16 protein-coding genes are annotated in these 17,416 nt (G+C 69.6%); 4 read left to right on the forward strand and 12 right to left on the reverse strand.

Translation table 11 applies throughout. The features are described from left to right. Positions 1-84 precede the first annotated feature (84 nt). Positions 85-579 carry a BRO-N domain-containing protein gene (locus PM1_RS23490; RefSeq protein ID WP_009618325.1) on the reverse strand — a complete coding sequence of 165 codons (495 nt, stop codon included), beginning with the start codon at positions 577-579 and terminating at the stop codon, positions 85-87. Positions 580-977: 398 nt separating this feature from the next. Here PM1_RS23490 and PM1_RS23495 point away from each other — a divergent pair, with 398 nt between their 5' ends. Both PM1_RS23495 and PM1_RS23500 read left to right on the forward strand, forming a co-directional pair. Further along, positions 978-1,262: a type II toxin-antitoxin system prevent-host-death family antitoxin gene (locus tag PM1_RS23495; RefSeq protein ID WP_009618323.1), complete on the forward strand. Its 285-nt coding sequence runs from the start codon at positions 978-980 to the stop codon at positions 1,260-1,262. A gap of 110 nt (positions 1,263-1,372) precedes the next feature. Continuing rightward, entirely contained in the window at positions 1,373-2,422 is a 1,050-nt protein-coding gene (locus PM1_RS23500) for an RNA methyltransferase (protein ID WP_009618321.1), read from the forward strand. A gap of 400 nt (positions 2,423-2,822) precedes the next feature. Here PM1_RS23500 and PM1_RS23505 read toward each other — a convergent pair whose 3' ends face one another. Beyond that, on the reverse strand, positions 2,823-3,833 hold the full coding sequence (locus PM1_RS23505; protein WP_161788511.1) for an MASE2 domain-containing protein: 1,011 nt from the start codon (positions 3,831-3,833) through the stop codon (positions 2,823-2,825). A 459-nt stretch (positions 3,834-4,292) separates the two neighbouring features. Here PM1_RS23505 and PM1_RS23510 point away from each other — a divergent pair, with 459 nt between their 5' ends. Both PM1_RS23510 and PM1_RS23515 read left to right on the forward strand, forming a co-directional pair. Beyond that, positions 4,293-4,838, forward strand: a complete 546-nt coding sequence (locus tag PM1_RS23510) for a TetR/AcrR family transcriptional regulator (RefSeq protein ID WP_009618318.1) — start codon at positions 4,293-4,295, stop codon at positions 4,836-4,838. 234 nt (positions 4,839-5,072) lie between these two features. Beyond that, entirely contained in the window at positions 5,073-5,261 is a 189-nt protein-coding gene (locus PM1_RS23515; protein WP_009618311.1) for a hypothetical protein, read from the forward strand. A gap of 374 nt (positions 5,262-5,635) precedes the next feature. Here PM1_RS23515 and PM1_RS23520 read toward each other — a convergent pair whose 3' ends face one another. From PM1_RS23520 to PM1_RS23565, 10 genes are read right to left on the reverse strand one after another with little or no spacing between them, the layout of a single operon-like run. Continuing rightward, entirely contained in the window at positions 5,636-8,386 is a 2,751-nt protein-coding gene (locus PM1_RS23520; protein WP_009618309.1) for a PAS domain-containing sensor histidine kinase, read from the reverse strand. 8 nt (positions 8,387-8,394) lie between these two features. After that, positions 8,395-8,853: a TadE/TadG family type IV pilus assembly protein gene (locus PM1_RS23525; protein ID WP_009618307.1), complete on the reverse strand. Its 459-nt coding sequence runs from the start codon at positions 8,851-8,853 to the stop codon at positions 8,395-8,397. A gap of 45 nt (positions 8,854-8,898) precedes the next feature. Next, entirely contained in the window at positions 8,899-10,668 is a 1,770-nt protein-coding gene (locus PM1_RS23530) for a pilus assembly protein TadG-related protein (RefSeq protein ID WP_009618305.1), read from the reverse strand. A 23-nt stretch (positions 10,669-10,691) separates the two neighbouring features. Then, positions 10,692-10,973 carry a DUF3613 domain-containing protein gene (locus PM1_RS23535; RefSeq protein ID WP_009618303.1) on the reverse strand — a complete coding sequence of 94 codons (282 nt, stop codon included), beginning with the start codon at positions 10,971-10,973 and terminating at the stop codon, positions 10,692-10,694. Between the two features lie 60 nt (positions 10,974-11,033). Further along, positions 11,034-11,840 carry a lipoprotein gene (locus tag PM1_RS23540; RefSeq protein WP_009618296.1) on the reverse strand — a complete coding sequence of 269 codons (807 nt, stop codon included), beginning with the start codon at positions 11,838-11,840 and terminating at the stop codon, positions 11,034-11,036. Continuing rightward, the gene (locus PM1_RS23545) at positions 11,840-12,751 is read right to left on the reverse strand and encodes a type II secretion system F family protein (RefSeq protein ID WP_009618294.1); all 912 of its coding nucleotides are present in this window, start codon (positions 12,749-12,751) and stop codon (positions 11,840-11,842) included. Before PM1_RS23545 ends, PM1_RS23540 begins: the two co-directional genes overlap by 1 nt. A 9-nt stretch (positions 12,752-12,760) precedes the next feature. After that, entirely contained in the window at positions 12,761-13,657 is an 897-nt protein-coding gene (locus tag PM1_RS23550) for a type II secretion system F family protein (protein ID WP_009618292.1), read from the reverse strand. After that, positions 13,654-14,895 (reverse strand): type 4b pilus Flp biogenesis ATPase TadA, encoded by a 1,242-nt coding sequence (gene tadA, locus PM1_RS23555; RefSeq protein ID WP_009618290.1) that lies wholly within the window; start codon positions 14,893-14,895, stop codon positions 13,654-13,656. The genes PM1_RS23550 and tadA overlap by 4 nt, the downstream gene beginning before the upstream one ends. Then, positions 14,892-16,136, reverse strand: coding sequence for a type 4b pilus Flp biogenesis protein TadZ (tadZ, locus tag PM1_RS23560; protein ID WP_009618289.1), 1,245 nt, complete (start codon positions 16,134-16,136; stop codon positions 14,892-14,894). Before tadZ ends, tadA begins: the two co-directional genes overlap by 4 nt. Then, complete coding sequence (locus PM1_RS23565) at positions 16,136-17,404, reverse strand: type II and III secretion system protein family protein (RefSeq protein WP_009618288.1); 1,269 nt, start codon at positions 17,402-17,404, stop codon at positions 16,136-16,138. The genes tadZ and PM1_RS23565 overlap by 1 nt, the downstream gene beginning before the upstream one ends. Between the last annotated feature and the right edge of the window lie 12 nt (positions 17,405-17,416).

The raw sequence follows: 17,416 nt of genomic DNA on the forward strand, positions 1-17,416 counted from the left end.
GGGCAAGCCTTTCCTGACCGGCAGGCTGTGGCCGCAGCCTGCCGGATGACGACAAAACCAGGCGGCCCCGTTCGCATACGCAGGCTAGAGCGAAGCTCGCAGGCGCCCCAGCCAGCCACTGCCTTCGCCGCTGCAAGGGCTGAAGGTGGGCAATTGCTGCAGCGGCACCCATAGCTCACCCTGCCAGTCCAGCAACGTCACCCGTTGCGAGCGCCAGCTCATCAGCACCCGCCGGGGCCGTTGCGGATCGACGCGGCCCTGGTCGCGCAGCAGCGGAATCACCTGCTCGCCCAGCCAACGCCCCAGGGCTCGGTTCTCCGGGTGACCGAAGCGGATCAACGCCTTGTACAGCGCGGCTTCGTTGACCACCTCCAGCCACTCCTCGGCGCCGGAGGCCGCGCACAACAGCACCGAGCGCGCTTCGTGCGCATCCAGCCGCCGCGCCAGCGCCTGTGGATGATGCAGCCCGAGCAGGCGCGCCAGGTCGTGGGCGACGAACCAGGGTTGGTCATCGATCAGCAGGCCGCGCAGGGGACGGTTGTGGCGGAGGAAGGTGGTGGCGATAAATGCATCGTGCATGGCGTAGCTCCTGGAGAAGAGTAGAGAGCTGCCACTCATCGCTGTCTTCGAAGGGTGGCAGACCGCGCGGGGTTGACAGACCGGCTCCAGGACCGGCAGACCGTGAAGGCCTCCCCGCGCGGACCGCCATTGAAGCGTTGCAGAAGAATCCTGCATTCGCACGGGGACCTGCGAAAACGGTTCGCCGTTTTCACATGCACCAGCGTGGGCGCATCGCGCCTGGAGATCGAGCTGTCAAACCCGGCCACGGGATCGACCGTGACCGGCGGAGAATAGAGAGGCGCGATGTAAGCCCGTAACGGATAGCCATGTGGGAAGCCTCCGAAACGCTGTTCGGGGCATGGTCCGAGCGGGCCCGCTCAACCATCGTCCAGCCTTCGCCTATCGGGAGCACCACCATGAACACACGCCAACATACGGCACGCGCCGTTTCGCTCACCCAGTTGAAAAGAACGCTCGACGCCAGGCTGCGGGAAGTCGCGGCGCGAAAGCACGAGAAACTGGTAGTCGTCAGGGGCAGGATTCCCATGGCGGTCATCCTGGACGTCGAGTCCTACCAGGCCCTGCTCGATGAGTTGTACGACCTGCGCCTGGAGAACCTCGCCCATGATCGCCTGGCCGGTTTCGAACCGGGCCAGGCGATCCGCCATGAGGATCTCGTGGAAAGCTTCAGCGACCGCTGAACACCTCTTCAGGCGCCGCCACATGGGCGAGCGCCGGTGCTCCCATGGAGCACCGGCATCCGTCGCCCCACCTTCGCCACACCCCGCGCCGGTGTTAGCATGCGCGCCCCATGCGCCTGACCGATTTCGACCAACGCCTCGCCGACCTCGGCGCCCTGCCCCGCCATCGCGGGCGGATGCTGCGTGCCTGGCTGCAGGGCCGGGCGCTGGATGCCGGGACCAAGCGCCAGGCCAGCGAGGACTTCCTGCCGCTGGCGGTGCGCACCGCCGTGCCGGAGCTGGCCGCGCAGCTGGAAGGCCTGGCGCGCCTGCATTCCCGCCACCCCGCCGGGGACGGCTCCGAGCGCCTGCTGGTGAGCCTGGCCGACGGGCAGATGGTGGAGAGCGTGCTGCTGCCGCGCGATGGGCTGTGCGTCTCCAGCCAGGTCGGCTGCGCGGTGGGCTGCCGCTTCTGCATGACCGGCCGCAGCGGCCTGCTGCGCCAGGTCAGCGCCGCCGAGATGGTCGCCCAGGTGGTGCTGGCGCGGCGCCTGCGGCGGGTGAAGAAGGTGGTGTTCATGGGCATGGGCGAGCCGGCGCACAACCTCGACAACGTGCTGGAGGCCATCGATGTCCTTGGCAGCGACGGCGGCATCGGCCACAAGCACCTGGTGTTCTCCACGGTGGGCGACCCGCGAGTGTTCGAGCGCCTGCCGCAACAGCGGGTGAAGCCGGCCCTGGCCCTGTCGCTGCACACCACCCGCGCGGACCTGCGCGAACACCTGCTGCCCAAGGCGCCGAAGCTCACCCCGGACGAGTTGGTGGAACTGGGCGAGGCCTACGCCCGCCAGGTCGGCTACCCCATCCAGTACCAGTGGACGCTGCTCAAGGGCGTGAACGATGGCCAGGATGAATTGGACGGCATCCTGCGCCTGCTCAGGGGCAAGTTCGCGGTGCTCAACCTGATCCCCTTCAACGCCCTGGAAGGCGACGCCTACCAGCGCCCGGACGGCGGGCGCATCGTCGAGATCGTGCGCTACCTGCACAGTCGGGGGGTGCTGACCAAGGTGCGCAACAGCGCCGGGCAGGATGTGGAGGGTGGTTGCGGGCAGTTGCGGGCGCGGGTGGTGGAGTTGGTGGATACCAGCCGGCTGAGCATCGCGCCAAGGCGCTCTTCGTAGGAGCGAGCTTGCTCGCGAAGGGAGTTTCCCGGTGACTGTGGTGTTGGGGGTAAGAGCGCCCTCTCCCCAACCCTCTCCCTGAAGGGAGAGGGGGCCGTTCGGAGCGAATGGCACCCTCTCCCTTCAGGGAGAGGGGGCCGTTCGGAGCGAATGGCGAATCCAGAGTTACCCATAGGAGCGGACCTTGTCCGCGATGGCCGGAACCACCGGCGCGGTTCGCGGATGAGATCCGCTCCTACGCTGCCCCACCCGCGCCATTCCCCTGTAGGAGCGCGCCCTGCGCGCGAAATCGCGGGCAGGGCCCGCTCCTACAGGTTGCTGGGGAGCACAGCGTGCCTCCCGTAGGAGCGGACCTTGTCCGCGATAGCCGGAACCACCGGCGCGGTTCGCGGATGAGATCCTACGGGGCTGCGTCCTCGGCGGCGGCGCACGGCGCCAGGGCCTGGCGGGCGTGTTCGATCCAGTCGTGTTCGCTGGCGAAGTCGGTCGAGTAGTCGGCCAGGCCCACGCTCAGCGAGAGCGGCGGCAGCGAGGCTTCGTCGAAGTTGCCGAACAGTTGGGCGATGCGTTCGACGCAGGCCCGGGCGCCGGCGCCGTGGGTCTGGCGGAACAGCACCAGGTATTCGTCCGGGTGCTTGCGGCTGACGTGGTCGGTGTTGCGCACCTCGGCCTTGATCAGGTGGCCCAGGCGCACGCTGAGGGCTTCGGCGGTGAGGTTGCCGTAGCGCAGGCGCAGGCGGGCGTGGTCGTCGATGCGGATCAGCGCCAGGGTCGCCCGCGGCCCGCCGCGCCGGCAGCGGCCGAATTCCTGGGCCAGGCGGTGCAGCCAGACGTCGTAGGACAGCAGCAACTGCTGGTCGAAGCAGTCCACCAGGGAAAAGGCGCGGCGCTGGGCGTGCAGGCGGCGCGCCAGGCTGTAGCTGGTCCAGCCCACCGCCAGCGGGTAGAAGAACAGCATCGGCAGGCAGGCCCAGATCACCCGCCCGGGCGTCTCCAGGTCCACCTGGTAGCCAGTCAGCAAGCCCATCGCCAGGATGCCCGCCGCGTTGGCCAGCAGGCCCTTGAGCATGAAGCCGGGGCCGTTGGCCGCCACGTTGTGCATGGTGACCATCGACAGCAGCAGCGCCGAGGGCAGCAGGCTGAAGTGCATGATCGCCACCCAACCGCCGGCGAACAGCGAATCCAGCAGCAGGTTGCGCAGCTCGGCCCGGTAGGGCACGGCGGCGCGCACGGCGATGAAGCGGGCCAGGCCCGGCCAGAGGAAGCCGTTGACCAGCATCCAGGCCCAGAGCGCGGGGTGCCCGGGATAGGTGAGCACCGCGATGAAAACGAAGCTGAGACCACAGCCCAGGCTGCGTGGCGCGTAGATGCGCCTGGCGAAGGCGATACCGGCGCAAGTACTGCTTTCCATTTCCATACATCAATCCAGAGACGGCCTTCGGCGAAGGGTCGCCAGGCGGCATCGGCAACTGCGCCTGTAAATTGCCAGCATGTCTGACGTGCCTTTCCCGCTGGGCGCGTTATGCTTCCCCATTGGGTGAAAGCGTCAGCCTTCCGTCCACATAGCGGCGACGTTTACCCGCAAGACCGGCAATGTCAAAAAATCGCCATTGCCATGAACATTGATGACTTGCCCCTCGCCAGGCGGGTGGCAAGCGTTGACGAATCGGTCAGGAATGGAAGCCACCGCCTCCCTGCCGGACAGGGTCCCAGGCCATTACCGCACGCGCGCAGCTCTAGCGGCTGCTGCGAATCGAGAAGGGCCGTGCCGTCCCCTGGCTGCCAGGCGCAGCGGGGCACAACCGGCACGGGCGGCCGCACGGCTGGCCAACCTTAAAATACGAACGTATTCTAATGCAGAAGAGGCCTGATGAGTAAGCGCCCCGTCATTGATAGAGGCAAGGTCCTGGATGCCGCCGAAGGCCTGGTCATGCGCGAAGGCGTTGCGGCGCTGTCCATTGGCGAGGTGGCCAAGGCCGCCGGGATCAGCAAGGGTGGCGTGCAATCCTGCTTCGGCACCAAGGATGGGCTGATCGAGGCCATGTTCAACCGATGGAAAGCGGAGTTCGAGGTGGCTGTACGCGACAACGCCCCAGACGAAGCGGAACCGCTCGACAACCTGCGCGCCCACGTGCAACTGCTGGCCGCCAGCGACGAGGCCCTGGCCAAGCGCGCCGCGGCCGTGCTGGCGGCGATGCTCAGCCGGGAGGAACTGCGCCAGCGCTCCAGCGACTGGTACCGCCCCTTGCTGATCCAGGACGGCGGCGACGACGAGCGCAGCCGCAACGCCCGCCTGGCCTTCCTCGCCGCCAAGGGCGCCTTCCTGCTGCGCTCCTTCGGCCTGATGGAGATGAGCGAGGCGGAATGGCAGGCGATCTTCCGCGAGATCGACACACTGCTCCCGCCAGGGGAATGAACGTTCGATGACCGGGGAGGGGCAGGCCTTCCCTTCCCGCAGTGCACCCGCCGCCCGAGAACCCACGCCGATAGTCCACCGGGATAACCCCGGGAAAGTCGCGCCTATTCAATAACTAGACGAAGCAACTAGTTCCATGTGGATATACCCAAGTTATCCACCCACTTCCATAATTCAAAAGTCGAGCCCTATGCAAAACCAGAAGAACGACTCATCCTTCATTCAAGGAATGCCATGCAAGCGAAAGTTCAATACGAGGACTCCGGTCTGCTCTGGATGTATGGTCATCTCAGAAGAATAGGTTGCAGCTTCCCCACCGCCCTGTACCGCAGCATGCGCTTCAGGCTGCTGGGTGATACCGGTGACTTCAGAAGCGAGGTCAGCTGGCAGAAGATCCGCTTCTCCAGGGCCCGGGCCGGCTAGCCCGGCGCGCAACCTCGCCCCCTTCGCGCAGCCGCTACGTTCCTAGCCGCGCGCCCCTGAGCAACACCTGGCCGCCCCGTTGCAGGGACAGCCTCCCGCCTTTTCTACCTCATTCGTCTTCAGGATTGCGCCGCCTACGGGCGGAGTTTCTCAATACGCGGAGAAACTCAAGGACAATAACAACAAGCACGCCAGCAAGAATCGCCAACAGCATATCAATGCCCTCGCTATATCATCGTCGCAATCAATCGTTCTTCGAATGATGAAAAACAAAGTATGCCCCGGGGGCAACTTTGCCCAACATCGGAATCTATTTCTACATCGCAAGAAAAAACCGGCGAACTTCTTCGCCGGCAATCATCACCCCGGAACTTTCAGCCTTCCGCCAGGGGCAGGCGGATGACGAATAGCGCCCCCGTTTCGGCGTTGCTCACGCACAGGCTGCCGCCCATGTTGCGGATCAGGTCGTGGCTCACCGACAGGCCCAGCCCGGTGCCCTGCCCCACCGGCTTGGTGGTGAAGAAGGGTTCGAAGATGCGTTCCAGCAGTGCCGGCTCGATGCCCCCGGCGCTGTCGCACACGTGCAGTTCCAGCCACCCGGGCTCGGCGCAAGGGTGCTGGCCCAGGCGGATCCACCTGTCGCCCTCGCGCTTTTCCAGCAAGGCGTCGCGGGCGTTGGCCAGCAGGTTCACCAGCACCTGTTCCAACTGGTCGGCGAAGCCCATGACCTTCGGCCGCGCCTGGGGCGCCTCCAGCTCCAGGGTGATGCCCTGCTGGGTCATGCTCTCGCCCAGCAGCAGCACCACCGCCTCGCAGCAGGCCTGGGGATCGAACGGGGCCATGTCCAGGTCGGACTTGCGGCTGAACACCCCCATGTGGTTGACCACGCGGGTCAGCCGGTCGACCTGGGCATCCACCCGCTTGAGCTTCTCGCCCAGGTACTGCGGGTCGTCCAGGCGCTGCCAGGCGTTGAACAGCGCCAGGCGCATGACGTGCAGGGGCTGCTTCATCTCGTGGGCCATGCCGCTGACCATCTGCCCCAGGGCGGCCATCTTGGCGCCCTGGGCGAGCTGTTGCTGGGAATGGCGCACCGAGGTGTTGTCGCGGGCGACCGCCTGGACTTCGCGCAGCCGGCCCTGGTCGTCGAACAGCAGGCGGTCGCTCCAGATCAGCCAGCGGCACTCGCGCCCGGGCAGGTTGAAGCGCAGCTCCCAGGATTCCTCGACGCCACCGCCGGCCCCTTCGACCAGGCGGGCGCGCAGGGCGCTGCAATCGCGCTCGGACAGCCAGTAGTCCAGGCGCCGCCCCAGCAGGGCCTCCACCGGCTCGCCGAGGAAGCTGGCGAAGGTGTGGTTGACGAAGGTCAGCACCAGGCTGGCCGAATAGCGGCAGATCAGCGCCGGCGAATCCTCCACCAGCATCCGGTAGCGCTCCTCGCTCTCGGCGATGCGCTGCGCGGCCTGGTGCCGCTCGGTCACGTCCAGCCACAGGCCCACCACTTCCCGCGGCAGGCCCTGGGCGTCGCGCAGCAGCTTGGCCTCGTCGTACAGCCAGTGCCATTGCCCGGCGCCGTCGCGCAGTCGGTATTCGGCGTTGACGCGCCCTTCGCGCAGCAGCGTGCGGCCGCGCTCGAAGAAGCTGCCCAGGTCGTCCGGGTGCACGCGCTCGGCCAGGGCCTGCCAGCTGTTCGCCTGCAGGTCCAGGCCCAGCAGGTTGCCGGCGCTTTCGCTGTAGAACTCCGGAATCAGCTGGCCGTCTTCCACGCGCTGCACGTAGATCACCACCGGCGCCTTGTCGATCAGGTTGCGCAGGCGCGCATGGGTGGCCTCGGCCTGCTGCGCCTGCTGGCGGGCCTCGCTGACGTCGAGCAGCACGCCGTCGAGGAAACCGTGCTCGCTGCCGCCCTGCCAGCGCCCCTGCAGGTGCAGCCAGCGGCGGATGCGGGTCCAGGAGTCCGGGCAGAGGCGCAGGTCCTGCGCCAGCTCCCCGCCGGGGCCCAGTTGGCGCAGGCGTATCAGCAGTTCGTCGGCATCGGCGGGATGCAGCCGCTGCAGCAGTTCCTCCCGCGACAGCCGCGTCTGCCCCTCGGGCAATTCCAGGATGGCCGCCACCGCGGCGGAGAACTCGAAGCCTTCGCGCGCCGCGTCGTAGCGCCAGTAGCCGCCCTGCACCCTGCTCTCCAGCAGGTTCAGCCGGTGCAGGGCATTGCGCAGGCGCTTGCGTTCGAGGCGGCCGAAGACCTGCAGCGCCAGTTGTTCGGCCAGGCACTGCCAGTCGCCGGGCGACAGTCCCGCGCGGCCTTCGTCGAGGCCGTCCGGTTCGCCGATCAGCCAGGCGCCCTGCCCGCCCTGCGGCGTCGCCGGCACCACCCGCAGGCGTTCGCAGCACAGTTGCTTGAGCAAGGCCGAGCCGGGCCCGCCGGCGCCGAGCAGGGTGCTGTCGGCCAGGGCGGCGAGCCCGCAATCCGGCAGGGCCAGGCCTTCGCGCAGCAGGCTGTGGGCGCCGGGGCGGACGTAGCAGGCGAACACCCGCCCGCCGCCGCCCGGCTCCGCCAGGACCAGCGCCATGGATTGCAGCGCGAAGCTGTTGGCCATGACCTCCAGCACTTCGCCCAGCGCGCCCGGCAGCTCGGCCAGGGCGACGTGGCTGAGCCGGGAGAGCAACTGCTTGATCACGTTGAAGCACTGCATCTGCGACTTTTCCCGGTCGCTCTGCCAGTTCAGGTCGGAGATGTCGGTGCCCAGCAGCAGGCAGCCGCGGCCGGCCAGCGGGCTGACCTGCACGCGGAAGACCAGCGGCTGCTGGTCGAGGCTGCGCAGGGCCAGGTCCGCCTGGCGGCCCTGGCGCAATTCCAGCGGCGCCCCGGCGGGCCGGGACCTGCGCTCCAGGTAGTCGCCCAGGCGCGCCGCATCGGCATGTGTCGGCTGCGCCAGGCAGCGGGCGCGGCGCCCGCCCAGGCGGCACACGCGGTCCTCGGCATCCAGCTCGATGCACAGGTCCCAGTGCGCCTGGCTCCATTGCCAGAACGGCTCGTCCAGGCCGCTCTGTGTCTCTTGCATCAGCGCATCGCCACCGGGTACCGGGGCGGCCTTGTCGTTGGACTGGCCACGGAACAGGCCTCGCATCGTCGACCTCACAGCAGCAGGCTGGCCTGGGCCTGCAGCACCGCGGGCAACCGCGGCACCGGGCCAATGCCCGGCAGTGTCAGCACCGGCACCAGCGGGGTGGCATCAGCGGGGTAGCGCACGCAGACGGTGATGCGCGTGTAGCGGCCCTCGGCCACCGGCGCGGCCACGTACTTGCCGCCGCTGCAGCCGGTGTACCAGCGGCTCGGCATCCAGCCCAGGCGGCTCGACACGGCCTGGGCCACGGTGTCCTGCAGGGCCGCCTGGTACTGCTGCGAGCCCAGCGAGTCGTTCACCGACAGCGCCACCCGCGCGCCGGCGGCCGCGGCGTCGTTGAACGACTGCAGCACCAGCATGGGGATGCCGTACGCCAGCACGCCGTACATCACGGTGAAGAACAGGATGAAGGCGGCGGCGAACTCGATGGTCACGGCGCCGCGCTGGCGGCTCGGGTGTTTCTGCTGCATGGGTTCCCCCGGGTAGAGTCGTGGTTGCCTGGCGACGGCCGTGGCCTAGATCAGGAGTTGGGCGCCCGGGGTGCGCAGGTCGATGATGCGCACGTCGAGGGTGCCGGTCTGGATGCCCAGCAGTTGCAGCAGCGGGTCGATCAGCTGGCTGCCCAGGCTGGCGAGCACCGAGGCCAGCGCCTGGGTCAGCAGGCTGGTCAGGTCGCCGAGCGAATTCACCAGGCCGCCGACCACGCCGTCGAGCAGTTTCCCCAGCGGGCAGAGCAGCCAGCCGACCAGGGGCGCCTTGCACAGCAGGCCCTGGGTGTTCAGTTCGACGGACAGGCTCAGGTTCCGCGACAGGCTGGCGATGCCCGCCGCCAGCGAGGCGCCCAGGGGGCTCTGCACGCGCTGCACGGCGCTGGGCAGGTCGGCCGGCGAGGCAATGTCGAAGGCCAGCGGCTGTTCCCCGGGGGCAGCCAGCGCCACGTCGCCCTTGCGGGTATTCACCGACACGCTGGCCAGGTAGGCGTTGCCGTTGCCCAGCAGCTTCACGCTCAGGTCGTTGAGCGCCACCGCCGCCACGCCGGGCTGCGCCTTGACGTTGACTTGGGAGGCTCGCTGGGCGCCGCCGCAGGCGATGCTGTCCAGGGCGGCGTAGCCCTGGGCCACGCTGGCGCCCAGGTCGATATGGGCGTTGACCAGCCCGAGCTTGAGCAGGTCCACGTCGGCCACTACGTTCAGGGCCACCTGCACCGAGCTGGCGCGGGTCCGCCACTGCCCTGTGGCGTCCTTGCCGGGGTAGCCGACGGCGATGGTTGGCGGGCTGATCACCGTGAGCTTCACCGTCAGGCTGGTCAGCCCCGGCACGTTCAGCGTCAGGCCGGGAATCGCCAGCGCATGCTGCTTGTTGGCCACCAGCGCGGTGGTCATCAGCAGGTCCAGCAGGTTGACGTCGGCGCCCAGGGCCGCGTTGCGCGCGCTGTCCGGGGCGATGACGCTGATGATCTGCCCCAGGCTGATGTTCGCCGAGGGCACCTTGATGCTGGCCAGGGCGCTGCGCAGCAGGGCGAGGTTGACGCCGGCGACCTGCGAGGCGTCGGCGGCGTCGATGGCGGCCTGCAGCAGTTGCGCCACGCTGACGTCGGCGTCCAGCAGGCTGTCCACCGAGCCGAGGTCGAGGTCGACGCCGGCCAGTTGCAGCTGTTCGCCCAGGGCGAGCAGGTTGACGTTGGCGCCGGCGATGCCCTGGTAGGTCACCAGGTCGAGGTTCAGCCGGGTGCCCAGCAGGCCGCCGAGCAAGGCGTTGAGCAGAGGTGAATTGCTGCTGTCCAGGCGCAGCAGGCCGCTGCCCGCCGACAGCGCGGCCATGGCCTGGCGCCGGGCCACCGCCTGGGCCTGGAGGGTGACGCTGGTGGGCGTGCCGGCGCCGAACACCGAGGCGACGTTCAGCACCAGGCTCGAAGGCACCGTGCGGCTGGCGACGACCTGCACCGAGTCGTTCCAGCTGCTATTGGCGGCGCGGAACACGCGCCGCTGGCCGCTGCCGTCGAAGACCACGTCGCCCAGGCTTGCGACCAGCCGGCCGTCGTCGGGGAAGCCGTTGCGCCGCGCGCTGGTGATCGCCAGCGCCTGCACGTCGGCGTTCGCCTGGGTAGCGCACATGCCGCTCTGGGTGGCGCTCTCCAGCGCCGCCATGTCTGCCACCCGCTGCAGCTTGCGCTGCTCCAGGTACAGGCGCCCGGTGTCCACCACCAGGGCCATGCAGATCAGCACCAACAGCAGGGTGACTGCCGCCAGCACACCGATAGCGCCGCGCTGCCGCTTGCCGAACATGGACATCTCCTTGACGTCGGGGATCACTTCTTGCCGGTGTTGAAGCCCTGGTTCTCGTCCAGCAGGTACTCGGGGATCGGGTGGCTGTAGCTGTCCAGGTAGCGCCGGTAGGCGCGGTCGCGCTCGGCCGCGGTGGCGGCCTGGCGGTTGGCCGAGGCCTGCCGGCCGCTGGCCTGCAGTTGCAGCCACTGCTCGACTTCCCACTGGTCGCGGACGCTGCTGCCCGCTTGCGGCCGCACCGACTCGGTGGCGCCAAGGCTCAGGGGGGCGGCCAGCAGAAGGCCGCTGAGGATGATCCGTTTCATAGCTAGTCTCCGTTTCCATCGCGGGCCCTGGCCGCCTTGCGGCCGGGCGCCCGCCGTCGATTACCTGATCTGCTGTTCCACCAGCGGCTGCGGCAGGGGCTGCGCCTGCACGCGGACCTGGGCCACGCTGGCGCCGTCTGCTGCCGGCACGGCTGGCAGCGGCGCTGCCACTTGAGCCGCCCGCGGCGCCGGCGCGCCGCTCCTGAGCGCATCGGCGCGCTGGCGGGCCTGGCGCACCTGCTCATCGGACAGCCGCGCCTTCTCGGCCAGCGCCGTGGCCTGGGCGGTCTTGCCCTCCAGCAGCAACAGGCTGAGCAGGTTGCTGGCCGGCAGCTTGTCGTCGCCGTCCAGTTCCAGGGCGGTGAGGAATTCGAAGCGCGCGCCTTCGCGGTCGCCCTTGCGCAGCAGCACCACGCCCAGGTCGTTGCGCACCAGCCGGTCGGTGGGCTGCAACCGCGCCGCCACGCGCAGTTCGCGCTCGGCCTCGGCGATGCGCCCCTCGCGCAGGGCGATCTGGCCCAGGCCGTGGTGCGCCTCGCCGGCCTTGCAGGTGCCGAGCAGGGCCTGGTACTCGGCCCTGGCCTGCGGGCTGCCGATGCGGCGCAGCGCCACGGCCTTGCTTTCGCGCACGTCCAGCGACTGCGCCGGCAGCGTCTGCAGGTGCGCCAGGGCGGCGTGCAGGCGGCCCTCGCGCAACATGCCGCGGGCCATGTCCAGCTGCAGTTCCTGGTCCTGGCTCAGGCGGCTGCCGCAGCTCTGGCCGAGGGCCGGGAAGCTCTCCGCCAGGTTGCCGCGCAGGTCGTCCGGCAGGTTGGCGCAGCCGCCCAGGGCCAGGCCGATAAAGCCCAGCAAGCACAACGTCCTCATCACATTCCCCCCAGTGCCTTGGTGATGGCCATGAACCCCGGCCCGGCCAGGATGATCAGCAGCGCCGGGAACAGCAGGGTGATCATCACCAGGCTCATCTTCGCCGCCAGCTTGCTGATCTTTTCCTGCAGCGAGGTCAGCCGGCGGTCCTCGAACAGGGCCTTGAGCGTCGCCAGCGAGGCCCGTGCGCTGCCGCCCTGGCGCAGCATCTGGCGCAGCACGCCGCAGCAGTCGGCAAGCTCGGCCACCTGCAGGCGCCTGGCCAGCTGGTCCAGCTCGTCGGCCAGGTCCAGGCCGCTGTCGGCGTGGGCCAGCACCAGGTCCAGCTCCTGGGTCAGCAGCGGCACGATGTTGCGGCCCTCCAGTTGCACCACCCGCAACGCCTGTTCCACGGTCAGGCCGGTGTCGAAGAGGATGCGGATCAGTTGGATGAAGACGATGACTTCCTCGGCCAGGCGCCGGCAGCGCTTGTCCGCCAGGTGCGCCAGCACGCGCTTGGGCAGCAGGAAGCCGAGGCCGGCGGCGAAGACCAGCGGCAGCAGCAGGTCGTCCAGGGCGTCGCCGCGCAGCAGGCCGGCCAGCGCCACCAGGGCGCAGGCCAGCAGCGGCAAGGCCAGCTGCGCGGCCTGGTAGAGGCTGCGCGGCAGGTTGCCGTTCCAGCCGGCGCGGGCCAGCAGGTCGCGCACCTCCTGGTCGCCCGGCTGCAGGCGCCGCCCCAGCGGGCCGTCGCCGAGCCGTTCGATGGCCCGGGCGCCCCAGCGCGCGGCGTCCTCGCCGCCCTGCGCGGCGGCGCCCAGGCGTTGTTCGATCAGGTGCTGCTCGCGGTTGGCCGCGCGGCTCTGCGACACCAGCAGGGCCAGCGCCGCGCCGAACAGCAGCAGGGCCAGGAGTACGTACCAGGTTGCGTCCATGTCCGTCTCCTACACGCTCTTGAGCATGCGCCACAGCGTGACGCAGCCGACCGCCTGCAGCCCCAGCGAGGTCAGCAGCAGCGTGCGGCCGAAGCCGTCGCTCCACATGGCCATCAGGTAGCCGGGGTTGCTGGCCAGGATGTACATGCCCAGGCCCAGCGGCAGCACCGCCAGCACCAGGGCGCTGAAGCGCGTCTCGCCGGTCATGGCGCGCAGCTGGCGGCCGATCTTCTCGCGCTCGTGGATGACCTTGATGATGTTGTCCAGCAGGTCCGTGGTGTTGCCGCCGTAGCGGTAGTTCACCGTCACGCCCAGGGCGAGGATGTGCAGCTCTTCCACGTCGTAGAGTTCGGCGATGTCCTGCAGCGCCTCGGGCAGGCTGATGCCCAGCTGCACGTGGCTGCTGGCGCGGGCGAAGATCGAGCGCAGCGGGTCGTCGGCCGCCGCCACCGCCTGCTCGATGGCGTCGCCCAGGGTGCGCCCGGCCTGCAGGCTGCGTACCACCTGGTCGAGGAAGGCCGGCATCTGCCGGATCATCTTCTGCAGGCGGCGCTGGTACAGCAGGCCGAGCAGGCCGTTGAACAGCAGCAGCACCAGCGGCACGGCCAGCAGCACGCCGAACACGTTCAGCAGGCGCCAGCCCGGCACGACCAGCGCCAGCATCGCCAGCCCCGCCCCGACCAGCCAGGGGCGCATCTGCACGATGCCGGCGCGGCGCATGCGCCGCACCAGCCAATGCTGGGTGCGCGGCCGCGCCGCGGCGAGGTCGCCCAGGGCCTGGCCGGGCACCAGGCGGCGCACCACCTGTTCGTTGTTGCGTGCGCGCAGGCCCAGGCCGAGCAGCAGCACGGCCAGGCCCACCAGCGCCAGGCTGGCCACCGCCAGCAACAGCGCCCCGGCGCTCATGCCGCCACCTGGCGCAGCTTCAGCCCCGACGGCACGCCGGTGCGCACGAACCTGCCGCTGGCGCGCCGGTCCAGGCTGAACAGCGAGTTGGTGACGTAGATGCCGTCGCGCACCTCCAGCACTTCCAGCACTTCGCTGATGCAGCGCCGGCCGTTGGCCTGGCGGGTGATCTGCACCACGATGTCCAGCGCCGCGCAGATCATCTGCCGCAGCGTCTGCTCGGGCAGCTTGTGCCCGGCCAGGCCCACCAGCATTTCCATGCGCAGCAGCGAGTCCATCGCCGAGTTGGCGTGCACCGTGCTCATCGAGCCGTCGTGGCCGGTGTTCATCGCCTGCAGCACGTCGAGCACTTCCACCCCGCGGATCTCGCCGAGGATGATGCGGTCCGGGCGCATGCGCAGGGCGTTGCGGATCAGGTCGCGGGCGGTCACCTCGCCGTAGCCCTCGGCGTTCGGCGGGCGCGTCTCCAGGCGCACCACGTGGTCATGGCCCAGCTGCAGTTCGGCGGTGTCCTCGATGGTGACGATGCGCTCGCGCGCGTCGATGAAGCCGCTCAGCACGTTGAGCAGCGTGGTCTTGCCGGTGCCGGTGCCGCCGCTGATGAGGATGTTGCAGCGGTTCTCCACGGCCTGGCGGAGGAACCCCAGCAGCGCCTCGTCGACGCTCTGGTAGGCCAGCAGGTCGGCGCTCTGCAGCAGCTCCTTGCTGAACTTGCGGATGGAGATGCACGGGCCGTCCAGGGCCACCGGCGGGATGATGGCGTTGACCCGGCTGCCGTCGGGCAGGCGCGCGTCGACCATCGGGCTGGATTCGTCCAGGCGCCGCCCCAGGGGCGCCAGGATGCGCTGGATGACGCGGTACACGTGGTGGTCGTCGATGAAGCGCAGGTCGCTCTGGTACAGGCGGCCGCGCTGTTCGATGAAGACGCGGTCGGGGCCGTTGACCAGGATTTCGCTGATGTCCGGGTCGCGCAGCAGCACTTCCAGCGGGCCGAAGCCGGTCAGCTCGTCCACCACTTCCTCGGCCAGGCGGTCCAGCTCGTAGCGGGAGATCGCCAGTTGGCGCCGCGCGGCGTACTCGCCGACCTTCTCGGCGACGTACTGGGCCACCGCCGGGCGCGCGCCCTCCAGCAGGTTCACGCCGTCTTCGTCGATCTCGTCGATGATGTAGCGGTGCAGGCGCATCTTCAGCAGCTGCATTTCCTGCTCGTGCGCGCCGAGGCTGCTGGCGTAGCTCATGGACGCGCGCCCCGGAAGCGGCCGAACCAGGGGAAGCGCCGCCGCGCCTGGCCGCCCACCGCGCCGAGCGGCTCGGCCAGGGCGCGCAGCTTGAGCGCCAGGGGGTCGCGCGGGGCCACCTCGAACAGGCTGCGCCCGAGGTTCTTCGCCCGCAGGCGCGCCTCGGCCGAGGCCGGCAGCACGCCGAAGAGTTCCAGGCCGAACATGCGGCACAGGGCCTGCTCGTCCGGCGGCACCGCGGGCAGGTAGCGCTCCACCAGCAGTTCGATGCGCGGCAGCGCCTGGCTGTTCTCGCGCAGGCGGCGCAGGCTTTCCAGGCCCTTCCGGCACGAGGGCACGCTCTGGTCCACCAGCCACAGCACGCGGCTGGCCTGTTGCAGCAACTGGCGGGCGAGCTCGCCTTCGGGCATGGCGGTGAAGTTGATCAGCACGTGGCTGAAGGCGCCGCGCAGGTTGCCCAGCAGCAGGTACAGCTCGGCGGTGGTCATGCGCTCCAGCACCCCGGGCTCGTCGGTCAGGCTGAGCAGGCGCAGGCCGGAGTCGTGGCGGCTGAAGGCGCTGTCGATCAGCGTCTGGTCGAGGCGGCGCAGGTTGCGCATGGCGTCGGCGAAGGTGAAGGGCGCGTCCATGCCGAGGATGGCCAGGGCCTCGCCGGCCGGCTGGCCGATGTCCACCAGCAGCACCCGGTTGCCCTCCTGGGCTTGCAACGCCAACGCCAGGTGCAGGGCGACGAAGGCGCCGTCGGCGTCCGGCCGGGCGCTGGCCAGGGCGAACAGCTCGCCCTGCTGCACGGCGCTCACCGGCACGCTGGGCAGGCGTCCGCCCAGGCGCCGGACCAACCCGCCCAGTTCGCTGGCGCGGGCGCCGTAGGTGACGAAGTCGCGGGCGCCGGCGCGCATGGCCGCCAGCACCAATTGGTTATCCAGGCCATCGCCCACGGCCACCACCGCCAGCATCGGCCGCGCCGACACCAGGCCCTCGATCAGGGCGCCATGGACCATCAGGTTGGCCTTGTTCAGGCTGATGAAGAGCACGCCGGCGCCGGTCACTTCCAGCAGCGCCAGCAGCTCCTCCAGGGTGCCGCTGGTGGCGGCGACCACCTGGCCGGCGCTGGCCAGGCTGCTCTGCAGCCATTCCAGCTCGCCGGCGTGCTGGGTCAGCGCGACGAAGGTCTGGGCGGCGTTGCGGCTTTGCGCGGCGGGCACGCGGCTGCCACTGCGGCCCAGCGGATCGCCGGCCATCACTGGGACATCCCGCTGGCCGAAGCGCGGCCGTCGTACTGGCCGTTCTCCAGGAAGTAGAACTCGCCGAAGCCGGGGTCGTAGTTGCGCAGGCCCTCGCCGGGCAGCTTGGGCAGCGCGGCATTGGCCGCCAGCGGCTGGACCAGGTGCGGGGTAACCACCATCAGCAGTTCGCGGTCGTCCTTGTCCAGCTGCGAGGAGCGGAAGAACGCGCCCAGCACCGGCAGGTTGCCCAGGCCGGGGAACTTGTCGACGTTGCTCACCGTGTTGCTGCTGATCAGGCCGCTGATCACGAAGCTCTCGCCGTCGGCGAGGATCACGCTGGTGTCGGTGCGCCGCACGTTGAGCGCCGGCACCGCGATGCCGTTGGTCTGGATGCCGGCGGAGAAGTCCAGCTCGCTGACCTCCGGCGCCACCTTCAGGGCGATGCGCCCGGTGGACATCACCGTCGGCGTCAGGGTCAGGCGCACGCCGTATTCCTTGTACTCAATGGTGATGTTGTTGTTATCGCCGTTGGGCACCGGGATGGGGAACTCGCCGCCGGCCAGGAAGGACGCGCTCTGCCCGCTGGTGGCCACCAGGCTGGGGCGCGCCAGGGTGTAGGCGAAGCCGCTGCCTTCGAGCATGTTGAGGAAGCCCAGCACCTTGCTGCTGCCGCCGCCCCAGATGACATTGAAGCCGCTGTCGCTGGTGCCGAAGTTGCCCGTCACGCCGCCGTCGGAGCCCACGCTGATGCCGCTCAGGCTGCCCGGCGCGCCGAGCATGAACAGGTTGGAGCCGCGCCGCACCAGCGAGGTGCTGGCCTGCTTGAGCTTGCTGCGGCTGACCTCGACGAAGCGGATGTCGGTCTGCACCTGGCTGGCCAGGTTGGCGGCGGCGACGGCGTCGCTGGTCGCGCCCACGTCGCGGATCGAGCGCCCGGCCACCTGCACCTGGGCCCGCAGCGGGTCGCCCGGGCAGCCGGTCCAGACCAGCAGGCTGGTCTCGCCCTGGGCCTTGCCGGTGACCAGGAAGTTGCGCTTGTCCAGCAGCTGCACGTCGGCGATCTGCGGGTCGCCAATGGCCAGGCGCTTGATCGGCAGCGGCAGCTGCTGGTCCTGCTGGGCGCCCTGCTGCAGCGCCAGCACCAGCTTCTGCGGCAACTGCGCCAGCCCTTCGCAGGCCTTGGGCGCGGCCTGCGCCGAACCCAGCAGCGCCCATGCCATGACGCCCGCGAGGCAAACGCCCGCCCCACCAGCCGGACGCCGGTATCCCATATTGCAAGCCATCCTAACTACTCC

The sequence above is a fragment of the Pseudomonas sp. M1 genome (genome assembly GCF_022760135.1).
Lineage (GTDB): Bacteria > Pseudomonadota > Gammaproteobacteria > Pseudomonadales > Pseudomonadaceae > Pseudomonas > Pseudomonas citronellolis.

What these genes read in the sequence shown, in the direction of transcription:
- PM1_RS23495 (WP_009618323.1), top strand. Translation starts at nt 978, where the DNA reads ATGAACACACGCCAACATACGGCACGCGCCGTTTCGCTCACCCAGTTG.
- PM1_RS23545 (WP_009618294.1), bottom strand. Translation starts at nt 12,751, where the DNA reads ATGGACGCAACCTGGTACGTACTCCTGGCCCTGCTGCTGTTCGGCGCG.
- PM1_RS23500 (WP_009618321.1), top strand. Translation starts at nt 1,373, where the DNA reads ATGCGCCTGACCGATTTCGACCAACGCCTCGCCGACCTCGGCGCCCTG.
- PM1_RS23550 (WP_009618292.1), bottom strand. Translation starts at nt 13,657, where the DNA reads ATGAGCGCCGGGGCGCTGTTGCTGGCGGTGGCCAGCCTGGCGCTGGTG.
- PM1_RS23515 (WP_009618311.1), top strand. Translation starts at nt 5,073, where the DNA reads ATGCAAGCGAAAGTTCAATACGAGGACTCCGGTCTGCTCTGGATGTAT.
- PM1_RS23565 (WP_009618288.1), bottom strand. Translation starts at nt 17,404, where the DNA reads ATGGCTTGCAATATGGGATACCGGCGTCCGGCTGGTGGGGCGGGCGTT.
- PM1_RS23540 (WP_009618296.1), bottom strand. Translation starts at nt 11,840, where the DNA reads ATGAGGACGTTGTGCTTGCTGGGCTTTATCGGCCTGGCCCTGGGCGGC.
- PM1_RS23505 (WP_161788511.1), bottom strand. Translation starts at nt 3,833, where the DNA reads ATGGAAAGCAGTACTTGCGCCGGTATCGCCTTCGCCAGGCGCATCTAC.
- tadA (WP_009618290.1), bottom strand. Translation starts at nt 14,895, where the DNA reads ATGAGCTACGCCAGCAGCCTCGGCGCGCACGAGCAGGAAATGCAGCTG.
- PM1_RS23490 (WP_009618325.1), bottom strand. Translation starts at nt 579, where the DNA reads ATGCACGATGCATTTATCGCCACCACCTTCCTCCGCCACAACCGTCCC.
- PM1_RS23535 (WP_009618303.1), bottom strand. Translation starts at nt 10,973, where the DNA reads ATGAAACGGATCATCCTCAGCGGCCTTCTGCTGGCCGCCCCCCTGAGC.
- PM1_RS23530 (WP_009618305.1), bottom strand. Translation starts at nt 10,668, where the DNA reads ATGTTCGGCAAGCGGCAGCGCGGCGCTATCGGTGTGCTGGCGGCAGTC.
- tadZ (WP_009618289.1), bottom strand. Translation starts at nt 16,136, where the DNA reads ATGGCCGGCGATCCGCTGGGCCGCAGTGGCAGCCGCGTGCCCGCCGCG.
- PM1_RS23520 (WP_009618309.1), bottom strand. Translation starts at nt 8,386, where the DNA reads ATGCGAGGCCTGTTCCGTGGCCAGTCCAACGACAAGGCCGCCCCGGTA.
- PM1_RS23525 (WP_009618307.1), bottom strand. Translation starts at nt 8,853, where the DNA reads ATGCAGCAGAAACACCCGAGCCGCCAGCGCGGCGCCGTGACCATCGAG.
- PM1_RS23510 (WP_009618318.1), top strand. Translation starts at nt 4,293, where the DNA reads ATGAGTAAGCGCCCCGTCATTGATAGAGGCAAGGTCCTGGATGCCGCC.